The 13,531-nt window shown below is 47.3% G+C and carries 12 protein-coding genes; 5 read left to right on the top strand and 7 right to left on the bottom strand.

Annotation, left to right across the window (positions count from 1 at the left end; genetic code table 11):
* Window positions 1-77: 77 nt before the first annotated feature.
* On the bottom strand, window positions 78-998 hold the full coding sequence (locus WBG78_RS24540; protein WP_337329158.1) for a hydroxypyruvate isomerase family protein: 921 nt from the start codon (window positions 996-998) through the stop codon (window positions 78-80).
* A gap of 142 nt (window positions 999-1,140) precedes the next feature.
* On the opposite strand from WBG78_RS24540, the gene WBG78_RS24535 reads away from it, so the two are divergent.
* The 4 genes from WBG78_RS24535 (at window position 1,141) to WBG78_RS24520 (ending at window position 5,733) form a co-directional block, all read left to right on the top strand.
* A complete protein-coding gene (locus WBG78_RS24535) occupies window positions 1,141-2,337 on the top strand; it encodes an RsmB/NOP family class I SAM-dependent RNA methyltransferase (RefSeq protein ID WP_337329157.1) in 1,197 nt (398 codons plus the stop codon).
* A gap of 68 nt (window positions 2,338-2,405) precedes the next feature.
* Window positions 2,406-3,365 (top strand): formylglycine-generating enzyme family protein, encoded by a 960-nt coding sequence (locus WBG78_RS24530; RefSeq protein WP_337329156.1) that lies wholly within the window; start codon window positions 2,406-2,408, stop codon window positions 3,363-3,365.
* Window positions 3,366-3,511: 146 nt separating this feature from the next.
* Complete coding sequence (locus tag WBG78_RS24525; RefSeq protein WP_337329155.1) at window positions 3,512-4,849, top strand: Gfo/Idh/MocA family protein; 1,338 nt, start codon at window positions 3,512-3,514, stop codon at window positions 4,847-4,849.
* Window positions 4,850-4,992: 143 nt separating this feature from the next.
* The gene (locus WBG78_RS24520; protein WP_337329154.1) at window positions 4,993-5,733 is read left to right on the top strand and encodes a lysophospholipid acyltransferase family protein; all 741 of its coding nucleotides are present in this window, start codon (window positions 4,993-4,995) and stop codon (window positions 5,731-5,733) included.
* 157 nt (window positions 5,734-5,890) lie between these two features.
* Here the strand turns inward: WBG78_RS24520 and WBG78_RS24515 are convergent, their stop codons facing one another.
* From WBG78_RS24515 to WBG78_RS24490, 6 genes are all read right to left on the bottom strand, one after another.
* Window positions 5,891-7,438, bottom strand: a complete 1,548-nt coding sequence (locus WBG78_RS24515) for a phosphatase PAP2 family protein (protein ID WP_337329153.1) — start codon at window positions 7,436-7,438, stop codon at window positions 5,891-5,893.
* 7 nt (window positions 7,439-7,445) lie between these two features.
* Entirely contained in the window at window positions 7,446-8,399 is a 954-nt protein-coding gene (locus WBG78_RS24510) for a transporter (RefSeq protein ID WP_337329152.1), read from the bottom strand.
* A 136-nt stretch (window positions 8,400-8,535) separates the two neighbouring features.
* Window positions 8,536-9,069 (bottom strand): hypothetical protein, encoded by a 534-nt coding sequence (locus tag WBG78_RS24505; RefSeq protein WP_337329151.1) that lies wholly within the window; start codon window positions 9,067-9,069, stop codon window positions 8,536-8,538.
* A 147-nt stretch (window positions 9,070-9,216) separates the two neighbouring features.
* Window positions 9,217-9,846, bottom strand: a complete 630-nt coding sequence (rsmG, locus tag WBG78_RS24500; protein ID WP_337329150.1) for a 16S rRNA (guanine(527)-N(7))-methyltransferase RsmG — start codon at window positions 9,844-9,846, stop codon at window positions 9,217-9,219.
* Between the two features lie 102 nt (window positions 9,847-9,948).
* Window positions 9,949-10,557, bottom strand: coding sequence for an RNA polymerase sigma factor (locus tag WBG78_RS24495; protein WP_337329149.1), 609 nt, complete (start codon window positions 10,555-10,557; stop codon window positions 9,949-9,951).
* Complete coding sequence (locus tag WBG78_RS24490; RefSeq protein ID WP_337329148.1) at window positions 10,545-11,657, bottom strand: glycosyltransferase; 1,113 nt, start codon at window positions 11,655-11,657, stop codon at window positions 10,545-10,547. Before WBG78_RS24490 ends, WBG78_RS24495 begins: the two co-directional genes overlap by 13 nt.
* Window positions 11,658-12,126: 469 nt before the next feature.
* On the opposite strand from WBG78_RS24490, the gene WBG78_RS24485 reads away from it, so the two are divergent.
* A complete protein-coding gene (locus WBG78_RS24485) occupies window positions 12,127-13,194 on the top strand; it encodes a substrate-binding domain-containing protein (RefSeq protein WP_337329147.1) in 1,068 nt (355 codons plus the stop codon).
* Window positions 13,195-13,531: the final 337 nt, after the last annotated feature.

The following is a 13,531-nucleotide window of genomic DNA, read 5'->3' as shown; positions in this document are numbered from 1 at the left end:
CCCGAAATATGATCTTGAAAAGATAACATCCGAAAACATGTTTACGGATGCACATTTAACCTTGCGCTCGTCTTAACTTAAGCGATATCACTGTCGCGATACGCCTTAATCAATGCGAGCTCACCCTCCTGGCCCGGCTTTGCGTTGCCATGTTCCATCCCCCAGACGCCGCGATAGCCTTTTTCATGAACGTGCTTGAAGATATTCTTGTAGTTGATCTCTCCACTGGTTGGCTCCTTGCGACCTGGATTGTCACCAATCTGGAAGTAGGCTATTTCATCATAACACTTGTCGATGTTCGCAATGAGATTGCCCTCGTTGCGCTGCATGTGATAGATATCGAAGAGGATCTTGCACGAAGGACTGTTCACTGCCTTACACAAAGCATAAGTCTGGGAGGAAAATCTCATAAACAGATCGGGGTTGTCGCTCAGCGGCTCCAGTACCATGACGAGATTGTTTGGTTCGAAGATCTCTGCCCCGCGACGCAGTGCGTCCACAACATTCGCAGTCTGAATACCCATGGGAAGTGTTCTGTCAAAGTATCCGGGCACCACGGTCATCCATTTAGCGTTCACGCGCTTAGCCAGCTCAACACTCTCTTTACATGTCTTCACAAAAACATCTTTGAATTCCTGCTTGCCGGTAGTTAGAGAAACCTTCCAGTTATCGCCGCCGTCAACGACAAAAACGCCGAGAGTCATTCCAAGTTTTGCGAGCAAAGAAGCAATCTTTTCCTGTTCTTCCTTCGGCCGTTTTAGCATACCGTTGTCTTCAATGGCTCTAAAACCATGATCGTACATGAACTGTATTTGATCCAGAAATGTCTTCGCATGGTTGCTGAAGGTTCCATCGTGGGGAGCGAATTTCAGATTAAACGGCTTTTCAGGTGCTACTAGCGAGGCTGCGGAGGATGCCGGCGAGGCAAGGGCTCCGTTAAAAGCAACGGCCGCCGACGCTGTGGTCAACGAATGCCGCATGAAGCTTCTTCTTTTCATGGATAGGGCGTTAAGTTATGGTCTCAATTTGAGGACAGCCAATTTAGGATAAATTTGCAATCGGAAACCATACGTTACTGTTGGCGCGAGCATTATTACGCACCCGGCAGAACGCCACGGAAACTTTACAGCGCACTCATACATGAAGTTATACATCAATCTGGCCCGCGCAGTGACGCAGTCGCTTCAATTGATCTTTGAGGAAGGTCGTTATGCCGACAAAGTGATTGAAAAGGTATTGAAGCAAAACCCTAAGTGGGGTGCACGCGACAGGAAGTTCATCGCCGAGACCACTTATGATATTGTAAGATGGTACAGATTGCTACAAAACATTACTGAAGCAGAAGACGGAGACTACTGGAAACTACTGGGTGGATGGTGCATTGTTCATCAGATCCCATTGCCAAAGTGGGAAGAGTTTGAAACCCTCAATCCAAACAGAGTAACGCAGCGGCTAGACAAAATGAACAACATCCGCCGCTTCCGGGAATCAATCCCCGACTGGCTGGATGAGTTAGGCGAAAACGAACTGAATAATCGGTGGGAAGGAGAACTTCACGCATTGAATGACGATGCGCCCGTAGTACTGCGGGTCAACACTTTAAAGGTTTCACGGAATGAATTGAAGGAACGACTTTGGGCCGACAAGATCGAAACTTCAAATGTTGCCGAAGCCTCTGATGCACTTCAGCTTAAGCAGCGCCAGAATGTATTCAGGCATGAGTCGTTTAAAGAGGGCCTGTTTGAAGTTCAGGATACGGCATCACAACTCGTGGCACCCTTTCTGCAACCCTCGCCGGGATTGCGTGTGATAGACGCATGCGCCGGGGCCGGAGGAAAGACTCTTCATCTGGCAGCTCTTATGAAGAACAGAGGACGCTTGCTTGCTCTGGACGTTGAGGCAAATAAGCTTGAAGAATTGAAAAAGCGTGCCCGGCGTGCGGGAGTTGACAATCTCGAAGTGCGGCAGATTGAATCTTCAAAAACGATCAAGCGACTCGAAAATGCTGCTGATCGTCTGCTCTTGGATGTCCCCTGTTCAGGGCTGGGAGTGTTGCGAAGAAACCCGGATGCCAAATGGAAGTTATCGCCAACCTTTATAGAAGAAGTGCGGGCACTTCAACAGCACATTCTCAATGACTATGAAGGCATGCTCAAACCGGGCGGGCTTCTGGTCTATAGCACCTGCAGCATTATGCCTTCGGAAAACGAGAATCAGGTGAAGGCATTTCTGGAAAAGCAACAGGGTAAATTTGAATTGATTCAGCAACGCCATTGCTGGCCATCTGAGGGTTTCGATGGTTTCTACATGGCTTTGATGCGAAAAATCGACAGTTAAATAAGCGGCTCCGCTTATAACAAACCGTTGCAGTCGTACGGGTATTTTGGCTACCTTGAAAACCTTATATGACTTTTTCGGTAAAAACATCCATCTCTTTCCTGCTCATTCTGGCAAGTATTGAAAGTCTCGCACAGGAATTCCAATCCTATGAACAGGCCGTTCCCCAAACGGAGGTCAAGTTCAAAATGATTGCGATTCCCGCTGGAAGCTATCTCATGGGGAGCTCCTATTCCGAGCCTGGTCGCGAGGATGATGAAGGACCACAACGAAACGTAACCGTTGATGCTTTCTGGATGGAAGAACACGAAGTGACTTTCGCGGAGTGGGACGCCTTCTTCAAAAACATGGACGTGCCCCAGACAAAAGCTATCGCTTTGGACGCAGTGTCCAGGCCCACAGCGCAATACATTGATCTCACCTGGGGAATGGGTCGCGACGACAATCAACCTAGCAACAGTATGAGCCAGGCGGCGGCAATAATGTATTGTAAATGGCTTTACAACAAGACCGGTATCTTCTTTCGCCTGCCAACCGAGGCAGAATGGGAGTATGCTTGTCGTGCAGGCAGTAAAACGGCGTATTCGTTTGGTGATGACGCGTCGGTGTTAAAGAGCTATGCTTATAACAAAGACAACAGCGCATCAAAGTTTCACAAAGTTAGGCAGCTCAAGCCAAATGCCTGGGGTCTTTACGATATGTTGGGAAACCTCAGCGAATGGACCTTAGATCAATATAACCCGAAAGCTTACGATGCTTTGGCAGATGGCGTACAGAATCCTCTTACACCTCCAGGAACACGTTACCCGCGCGTGGTAAGAGGCGGATCATATCAGACGGACGCGGCGGCTTGCAGATGCGCTAACCGGATATCTTCGTTAGCCGATTGGAACAAGAGGGATCCGCAGATACCGAAGAGCCGGTGGTGGCTAACAGACGGCATGACCATTGGATTCAGGGTTGTTCGACCTAAGACAGCGCCATCCAAGGACGAGATTGAAAAGTTCTATGCACAATACCTGAAGTAAATCAGAGTGAGAGTGAATTGTGAGAGCGATAGGAGGATGAAGTGTGAGAGCGATGGGAGGATGAAGTGTGAGGGAATTTGTGTAAGGGGATTAGTATAAGAGAAAGACATAACATACGAAACTGGAATAAATAAAATACGTGCCCTATGAAAACTGACGAACAAAAGACGAGCCGCAGGACCTTCGTGAAACAAACCACGATGCTTGCCGGAGGCTTAATGTCCGCTCCATTGTTATCCAATGCTGGATATTTTAACTCTGTCGATGATACCATCAAGGTCGCACTAATTGGCTGCGGTGGCCGCGGCACTGGAGCTGCAGTGCAGGCGCTCTCGTCGAAACAAAATGTTAAACTCGTGGCTATGGCCGATGCTTTCAAAGATCGGCTTGACAGTTCTTATGCTATACTGACAAGCGAAGACAATGAAGACGCGAATGTAAGAGCGAAAGTCGCGGTACCGGAATCTAATCGCTTCGTTGGCTTCGATGCATACACCAAGGCAATGCAACTTGCAGATGTGGTGATACTTGCAACGCCTCCCGGATTCAGACCGATTCACTTCGCTGAAGCTGTTCGTCTTGGCAAACACATATTCATGGAGAAACCCGTAGCAACTGATCCCGCTGGTGTGAAGAAAGTACTGGAAGCGGCTGAGATTGCTAAACAAAAGAAGCTGAATGTAGTCGTCGGCTTGCAACGACACTACCAAAATTCTTACCGCGAGCTGTATAAGCGTGTAAAGGACGGCATGATTGGTGAAATCACATCGGGCCAGGTTTGGTGGAACAACGATGGCGTATGGGTGAACATGCGTCAACCAAATCAAACAGAGATGGAATATCAGATGCGCAACTGGTATTACTTCAACTGGCTGTGTGGCGACCATATTAATGAGCAGCACATTCACAACATCGACGTTATGAACTGGTTCAAGGGTGCATACCCTGTAAAAGCTCAGGGAATGGGAGGTCGTCAGGTTCGGACTGGCAAGGAATATGGCGAGATCTATGATCACCACTTTGTTGAGTTTCATTACGCCGACGGATCGATCCTCAACAGTCAGTGCCGTCATATAAAAGGAACTTATGCCAAAGTGGACGAACAAATCGTTGGGACAAAAGGAACAATGTTTGCCGGCGACGGAAATCTTGTAAGCAAGGGGAAAGTTTTATATCAATACACGCCGCAGAAAGAAAACGAGCCTGATCCATATCAGACAGAGCACGACGAGCTCTTCGAAGCAATTGCCAAAGGAAAATACAAGTTTGCCGATGCCGAAAACGGAGCGAAGTCTACCATGACATCGATCATGGGTCGCATGGCTACTTACTCAGGACAAGTTATCGAGTGGGATAAAGCACTCAACTCGGGCATTAACATTATGCCTACGACATTTGCCTGGGATGCAAACCCGCCTGTGATGCCGGATGCAAATGGATTCTATCCAGTTGCCACGCCTGGAGTCACCAAGTATTTGCTTTAACTGGTAACAAACACCGTCGCGCCATCATGACTGATGGCGCGATTTTTTTTATATTCTGATCACCTGGCCAGTGCTTCCCCTGCCTGTTGTTTGTTACTCAAGTTTTTGGAACTTGCCGCCACAAAAAGTAACCCACACGAATCTTGAAGATCATTAAAGAAGTACTGCTAAAATTTTATGCGTTTTGGGTATTCCTCGTGTTTACCGTCTTCATGATTGTATTGTTGCCCGGCATCGTTCTTCCGTTTTTTCTGGGTCAAAAGTTTGGTTGGATAGGATACAAGTTTCTCAGACTTTGGTCCTGGATATTCAGCAAACTCACCTTCATCCGATACTCATTCTATGGCCGTGAAAACTTCAAACCAGGCAAGTCCTATATATATGTAAGTAATCACACTTCATTCCTTGACATTCCCGGCCTCACTATGTTGTTCCCGGGTGAATACAGGCCTTTGGCCAAAAAGGAATTGTTGCGTATTCCAGTATTCGGATGGATAGCAAGATCGGCTGCTGTTATTGTGGATCGTTCAAGTGGTGAAAGCAGAAAGCGAAGCATGGACAAGCTCAAGCGAATGTTGCTTGATGGATTATCAATATTGATTTTTGTCGAAGGAACCCAAAACAGAAGTAAGGAACCATTGCAGCCTTTCAAGGATGGCGCTTTCCGTATTGCCATTGATACGCAACAACCCATTCTGCCAATGGTGGTTGTCGGCGCTGGTCCTTTAATGCCGCCTGGAACCATACGGATGCATCCCGGGCACGTAAAGCTCTACGTCGCACCCGAGATCCCAACGGCCGGGCTGGGTAATGCCGATCTTCAAAACCTGAAACAGCAAACGCAGGATGTCATGCTGAATATGATCCTGAAAGCCCGTGGATAAGTCCGTATAATTATTTCGGATATCACAGGAACGACTGCTGTATCAAACCACTTGCGTTACTACCCGCTAAGATTTGATCTGCTGACAAAACAAAAACGCCCTCAGATGGACTGAAGGCGTTTTGTATTTAAATGACCTGATAACTCCAATCTACGAATCAGTCAGCACCATCAACTTTTGCAAAATTGTTGATCATAATATCCGACACCTTGTATCCAAGTTGAACTCCTGCCTCACAGTCCTTGCGGTAATGGATCGCACCATACATCCGGGACATTGAAGCCTCAGTTGCCTGATCCTTGAAATATGCCTCACCATCTGGGAACAAATAAGAAAGGACTCCTGCAGCTGCTGCCGAGAAAGTAGAGTGACCTGAAACATAAGCCGGGAAGTTAGGTACACCAGTTCCAGTCTTGATTGATGGATCGAGCTGACAAGGACGTGCATTGAAATAGAAATACTTAGTATCCCAGCATGCAATAGCTGCATTTTGTTCAGCCATGTTCAACAGAGCGAATGCGCGAGCCGCCCGGACCTCACTAAAATTAGCATCACGAACATATTCCGCTGCAATATCATTCCAGTGACCGGGAGGCGAATACGTTCCAGCTCCATCAGCCCATTTGTGCACAATAGCAAGACGCTCACGAGTGAGATTATCAGCATAGTATTTTACTTCCTGAACTTCAGCGTCCATTTCTGCCGATCCACGAATAGGTGGCGCAGGAGGTCTGATCGCTACGATTTGGTCCGGCGTCATTTGCCATGGCGTTACCTTTCCAAATACTGGCAGCATGGGAGGGCGTGGCGGCGTTTCAAGACTCACCCACGCTTCATCTCCTCGTGACTCTGCATTTTGTTTGAGGCCGTCCCATAAAGTTTTATTACCACCTGCAGCTCCCATACCGTCTGTACGACCGCGGGCTACGAACAATGCGGCGACAGATTTGCCCAATGCAAGACCGGCAGCAATATCTGAGCTTGTTGCTTTGCCAGACCATAGGGCAGCATTTCGCTGTTCAGCGGCCTTCAGTGTTATGTCTTCTACGGCAGCTGGGAATAAGAACTTTAACATTTCGGCAGAAACGCCAGACATTACGGCATCTTCTGATGGATAACCAGGGAGGTCAGTTTTTGGTACAAGAGCCTCAACTCCTGAATCCGCATTATACGCAGAAGGTCGGTTGTAAAGGTACTTGAAGTGCCATGCAGCCTTAAGTGCATCATATAACGATGCACTTACATAGCCGTAAGCACGTGCTGCGTATGGGGGATTAGCAAATGGAAAAGCAGGATCACCAAAGGGATTTTCTGCATCCGGTGCAGGATAAGATCCATCTGCTTTCGGAGCAGGTGGCAAATTATAACGAGACACAAGGTCGCGGAAGAATTGATTCCACCGCAGAACCCCTCCTCCACTCCAATATTCAATGGCGTCGCGTTGTGATTTGGTGAGTTTGCTTTGCGCGTCCTTCACTGCGGTGAGTTCCGCTTTATATGCATCACTTCCCACGGGTGTGGGAGCGGGAACTGCTACCTGATCAGGAGCGGTCATAAATGCCATTTTCCAGGTACCCGCGTCAGCGTCAATGTTAGCCGGAGTAAGCGGTGTGAGTTGTTCAGTTACTTCGATCTTGTCACAGCTCGTGGTCGTGATACAGAATACTGCCGTGCACAGTACATATATGTATAAGTTCTTTTTCATCGCGCTCTTATTCAGATTTACCAAATTTGAAAGTGTAAAGGATACCGGCCAGATAAGTAGTTGCCTGGCCCACGTTGCGGCCATTTACTGTGTAGTGTACCGATCCCCGAACGGCCAAATTCTTAGGCTTTGGCAGGTAGTACATAGCCAGTAGGCCAACACGTTGTGCATTCATTTTGTTTGAAACAAATGGCATGTCCTGCCTGCGAATGTCGGCTCCCCCCAGCGTATTCTGCTGAATATAATTCAACTCAACCTGCAGGCTTTCCTTTTGATAACCGGCGCTGACAAACAAATCGAACACGTTAGGCATGTCCACTTCACTACTATTGTAGAAGTTACTGCCATCGTAATACGAAGGGCGATCAAGCTCCGTGTTGCTACGGAACGTATAACCTGCCGAGCCGTTAACAAACCAACCCTGATTCATCTTGACCATGGCGTTTATTCGTGGCGTAAGATTAGTGGTATGAGCTCCCAGAGCGAGAGGAAGAAAATCTGGCGTATAGTCGGTGAGTGGTGTAGAGAAAGAAAGCACACCAAATGCGCGAAATGTAAGTTTCTCAGACTCGAGACGAAGAAAATTGTACTTCACGGCAAGCGTAAGATCCTGCACGCCTTCCATGCTATGCAGTGTCCCCTGACTGGCTTCCGTTTTCACGTATGGGAGCATGGCAATAACATTCAGCTTTCCCGTTATCCCATATACGCCGTAATAGGCGAGACTCTGTGTTGTGATACTGCCGATGTTGCCGTTCTCACGCTTCAATTCACCCTCCCAGTAATCGGTCCATTTGTCGTTTGTATACATGAATCCCGTGCAAAACAAATTCTTGCCCATCATTAGTCCGTCGGTCGTAGTCTGTGCTGAAGAGTTGAAACTGATCAAAGTCAACAGCCCCACCATGCACATCAAACCCGCTCGCAGGGATTTATCAATAGAAAGTAAAAGTCTCATCATTCTTAGTTAAATAAATAGTTAAGGAATCGATAGCTCATGCAGGAATGAAACGTACACGTATGGCGCGTTCACTCCAGCTCAAGCTGGAATTGTTGCCCTTTTAATCAATAAAAGAGCTAAGTAAGAAAAGACGAGATTAGTCCCGGGGAGGCGGACTTTTATGCGTTGCCGGCACGCTGTTGTAGATCACGGCAGAAGACATAAACTGAATATCGTGATTCCAACCACTTGTGTGACAGATGAGGTCTGTTGTAGTTGGCAGATAGTCTTTAATAAAATTGAATGCTTTTAAAGTTTGTTTTGCATCTCCGGGCTTGTCAGTATAAGTCTTGACATAATCGGAAAGGGCTTCGGCGATCAGCTTGCTGTCGCGATCTTTGATACACACAATATATAAGGTGTCCTTTTCGAGCTTTTGTTTTACCAGGCGATAGTATTCCCCTTTGTGCTCAACTTTACCATCAACGCGCTGATATTTTTGGTCGCCATGATAAGGCAACGCCATGGGGAACTTCAGTGTAACAGTTTCAGCTGGATCATATTGATCTCTGTCAAGCCTGCTTTCCAGCGCGCGACCAGAATGATATTGAATACCTACCAAAATACCGTAAAAACCCAACGAGTTTAGCAACACGAGGGACGCGAACAGTATGGCGGCAATCTTTTTCAAAGGGGACGTTCTGGGCTACGTCTTGCATAGTTACGAAAAACGCTATAAATATTCAAGGAACGCGTCGCGTTGCATCGTTTTCGGAAAACCCTTAGTAATTGTGGTTTGCGAAACATTTAACGTTCGCAAGAAATCGCGAGTCACACCCTACATCGGGACGTAAACCACCTTCTTGGTCTCAAAAAAGGGCTCATTGAAAAAATCGGGAATGTTAAAGATCTGCATCGGGCGCTTAAGTTCTGCCAGCTCCTCTTCAAGGTCACCTCCTTTGAGGTATAAGATTCCGTTTTGAATTGAGTGGACAGAGTCACTCTTCACTTTCCCTTTTACCCACCCATGAAACTCCTTTAACCGGGTAACAGCCCGGCTCACAATGAAGTCGTATTGTGACCTAAGCTCTTCAGCCCGGATCTGCTGAGCGTTCACATTGGATAATCCCAATCCAGTGGAAACCTCTTTAACCACCGTGATCTTCTTTCCAATGGAATCCACCAAGTGAAATTTGACATCCGGATACAGAATGGCTAGTGGAATGCCTGGAAAGCCTCCTCCAGTTCCAACGTCCATGATATGCGCACCGGGTTTGAACTCAACGATGCGGGCAATAGCTAATGAATGCAAAACATGGTTAACGTAAAGATTGCCAACGTCCTTACGGGAAATCACATTGATCCTGTCATTCCATAGCTCGTAAAGGCTACGAAGTTTTTCGAGCTGTGCCTTTTGTGCCGGCGTTAGGTGGGGAAAGTATTGAAAGATTATTTCAGCGCTGTCCAATCGAATGGTGATTTGTCCGTCTGGCTTAAGGTTGCCGGAGATGATTTGACACAATAATTAGTGAGCCTGTCGGCTGTTCGCCGATCAGTGTAACCCTATGACTTAAATATGATCGCGCTTATTTTTGACCATCTCGAACATCAGCTCACGGGCACGATGCAACTGTGCCTTTACCGTACCAAGAGGTGCGTCAAGTTCAACGGCTATCTCTTCATAAGAGAGTTCGTGAAAGTATCTCAGCCGAACCAGTTTTTGATATTTGGGGGGAAGCTTGTCGACAAATACCTGAATGAGTTCTGCCTTTTGCATCCGGATAGTTTCTTCCTGAGGATCGAGGTTTTCATCCTCTACATCGATAGAAACGGACTGTCCATCATCGTCCGTAAATGTGTTTTCTATGCTTAGGGTGTTAAGCTTCTTTTTACGGATGAAATCAATGGTGTTATTCGTGGCAATCCGAAACAGCCACGTGCTGAAGGTAAAGTCCTTTTTAAACCGATGGAGGCTGCGGAAAGATTTTGCAAACGATTCGATGGTCAGGTCTTCGGCGTCATCGACGTTCCGTACCATCTTGAGTATCATGTGATAAACAGGCCTTTTATACCGTTGCAACAGACGGGCATAGGCCTTGTCATCTCCTCCTACCGCCAAATCAATGAGCTTGAAATCCTCCAGCGCCTTAGAAGAAAAGCGACTTTCTAATTCTTCCATTGTATTCTTTTTGTTGCTAGCGCCCGCAGGCCCGCGACAAGATAGTAAAAGGCATAAATAAAATCTAAAAGGGGCACGAGCCACATTTCGAACTTACCTGATAAGCGCTGACATGCCTGTGAGTAGGTGAACATCCATCCTATTAACCGTAACACCAGCAGACCTGCCACCCATTCCCACCTGTGTTGAAGCGCCAGCAAAAGTATTCCAACGATCCAGCTCAGTATCCAGGTCACATGAAATGTGCCCAGGATGATCTTGTGTTTTGCCTTATAGCGTTTTCCTACCGAGAGATGCCGAAGCTTTTGACGGTTATATTCTCCCCAGGTGAGCTTTGGTACTGATGTCATCTGAGCGCCAGCCGCAAGACAAACAGCTGTATCTTTGCTGGTTGCGTTCTGATTGACATACAAATCATCATCGCCGCCAGTAATCTTCAGGATGTTATTGAAACCCTTGCCTTCCAGGAATTTCGACCGACGATAAGCGAGATTTCTGCCGACGCCCATGTATGGCATCTTCAACAACGCGAACGACAAATACTGAATAGCTGTAAGCAATGCCTCGAACCTGATCAGTTTGTTCAACATTCCCGGCAACTTTTGATAGGGTGAGTATCCCAAAACAAAGTTGGTTTGGTCATTGAACGCTGCGCTCATAGTGCTGATCCACGACTTACTTGTAGGTACGCAGTCTGCATCAGTCAGCAAAAGCCATTCGTAGCGTGCGGCCTTTATCCCAAGCGTTAGAGCATACTTCTTTGGATCAACATGTGGCGGGGTACGATTCACATGAACCATGCGTAGTCTATGATCGCGCGCCGCTTCTGCCAAAAGCATATCGAATGTGGCATCGTTCGAACGGTCGTTGACAATGATTACCTCAAACAGGGAATGATCCTGTTCGAGCAGGGCCGGAATCAAAACCTTGAGATTTTGTTCTTCATCATGAGCGCAAACGATCACGGAGATCGGAAGAAGCTGCGGCTCGGTAGTATTGTCCTTCCGGGAAAGTCCAATGATGAATATTAACTGATAAACGATTTGAATACCAATCGTTACGAAAAACAGAACAAGCAAAAAATCCAATAGAGTCGGCATGAAGTGAGCTCAAAAAAATACCGTGGCGACCATAAAAGTAGAATACTTTTGAAACAACGCTATAATGTTCATTCAAAAAGCCGATTCATGATGGGAAGAAAATTGTTCAGCCCAACTCTTATCGAGTCCACATCATCAAAGATGATCATTCTTTGACGATTGGGTCACGAGAGAATAGATTGTTTGCTGTTTTTTTCGATGAGCATGAAGACATCATCATCACCAAAACTAACTTAAGTAAAGCGCAATTGTGAACAGAGGTTAAGCACTACTTTCTGTGTTGCTCCTGTTACGCGACGAGCCGATCGTTTGCAATGTCGCTGGTGAGTAGTAACTTCATATGTCGACGTGTCTCTCCCCGACGACGGCACTGACTGGTGCCATTCCGGCGCTCACAGGTAAAATTATCCGACGAATTTCTTTCAAATGTGCACGCACACACATAATTTGTGTGCGAAAACATCATGCAATGGAGGTTGGTAAGAATATTCGCATAAAGGACATCGCCAAGCTTGCTGGCGTGTCAGTTGGCACCGTCGACCGTGTATTACATAATCGTGGTAAGGTCTCCGATTATGCTCTGAAAAAGGTGACCGACGTGATGAACCAGATCGACTACAAGCCGAATCTCATTGCCAGAACACTGGGTTCTAATAAGAACTATCGGATATCAGCTCTCATCCCCGATCCCACCCTCGACCCATATTGGGCACAGTCGAACATGGGAATAATCCAGGCCGAAACTGAATGGGCACAGTATGGTGTCACCGTCGACACCAGGCCTTTTGACCTCTACAATAAGGACTCATTTCTCCGACTGTCGCGTGAGGTGGCGGAAGATCAGCCCGACGGAATAGTCATTGCCCCTATTTTCTATCATGAATCTCTCCCTGCCTTTGAACTGTTCCAGCAGCGGCAGATCCCCTATGTGCTCTTTAATACCAACATCCATGAAGCCAAACCTCTTGCCTTCATAGGCCAGGACCTCTATCAAAGCGGTCGCCTGGGTGCACAACTTATGAACTTCGGACAGGCTGAAAGTGGAACGTTCGCAGTGTTACACATCGATGAGGATGTGCAGGATTCTGTTCACTTGCTGGAAAAGGAACAGGGCTTCAAGGACTACTTCGCCGAAAAGACCGGCGACAAATTCAAGATTGTAGAATTCAGTATGAATCCTCAAAAGCCAACGTTTGAGGCCGAGATCGAAGGACTTATGGATATGGACTCCCTGAGAGGCGTGTTCGTGAGTACATCGCGGGGTACAGCCGTTGCGGCCTCCTGCCTGGAAAAGCATGGCAAGAGCGACATCCGAATGATTGGATACGACATGCTTGTCGACAACCTGAAATATCTCAAGGCGGGTATAATCGATTTCCTGATCAACCAAAATCCTAAGCGACAGGCATTGCTGGGCGTTAGCCATCTGGTGAATCACCTTATGTTCAAGAAGTCAACGCCAGGCACCGAACTCTTCCCGTTAGAGATCATCTCGCAGCAAAACGTAGATTCATATCTGGGCTCCGGAATCCATTAGCCAATTTCCGTATACACTTTCGTTATTCGGGCATTCGGAATGTGGCGGTGAATATGACCTCCATTCGCATTCCCAAAACCTGTCAAGTCTTTTCGGGACGGTTCAAACAGACTCTGGGAAAGTGTGGGAACAGTCTGGGCGGAGTGTGGGAAAGACGGATGGGACTCTGGGAAAAGTGTGGTAAGAGTCCGAGAAAGACCGATGACAGGCTGGTCGGCAATTGGAGAAATGTGGGGAGGGTGGACAAAAACGTGATCGGGGATTGGGAAAGCCCGGTCAGAGAGCGAAGGGGGTGCGGTCGTAGTGCGGTCGATATGCGGAAAGCGTGCGGAAGGAG

This window comes from Chryseolinea sp. T2, assembly GCF_037203685.1.
Taxonomy (GTDB): Bacteria; Bacteroidota; Bacteroidia; order Cytophagales; family Cyclobacteriaceae; genus Chryseolinea.
The sequence above is the reverse complement of the archived record's forward strand: the minus strand, read 5'-3'. Positions and strand labels throughout refer to the sequence as shown.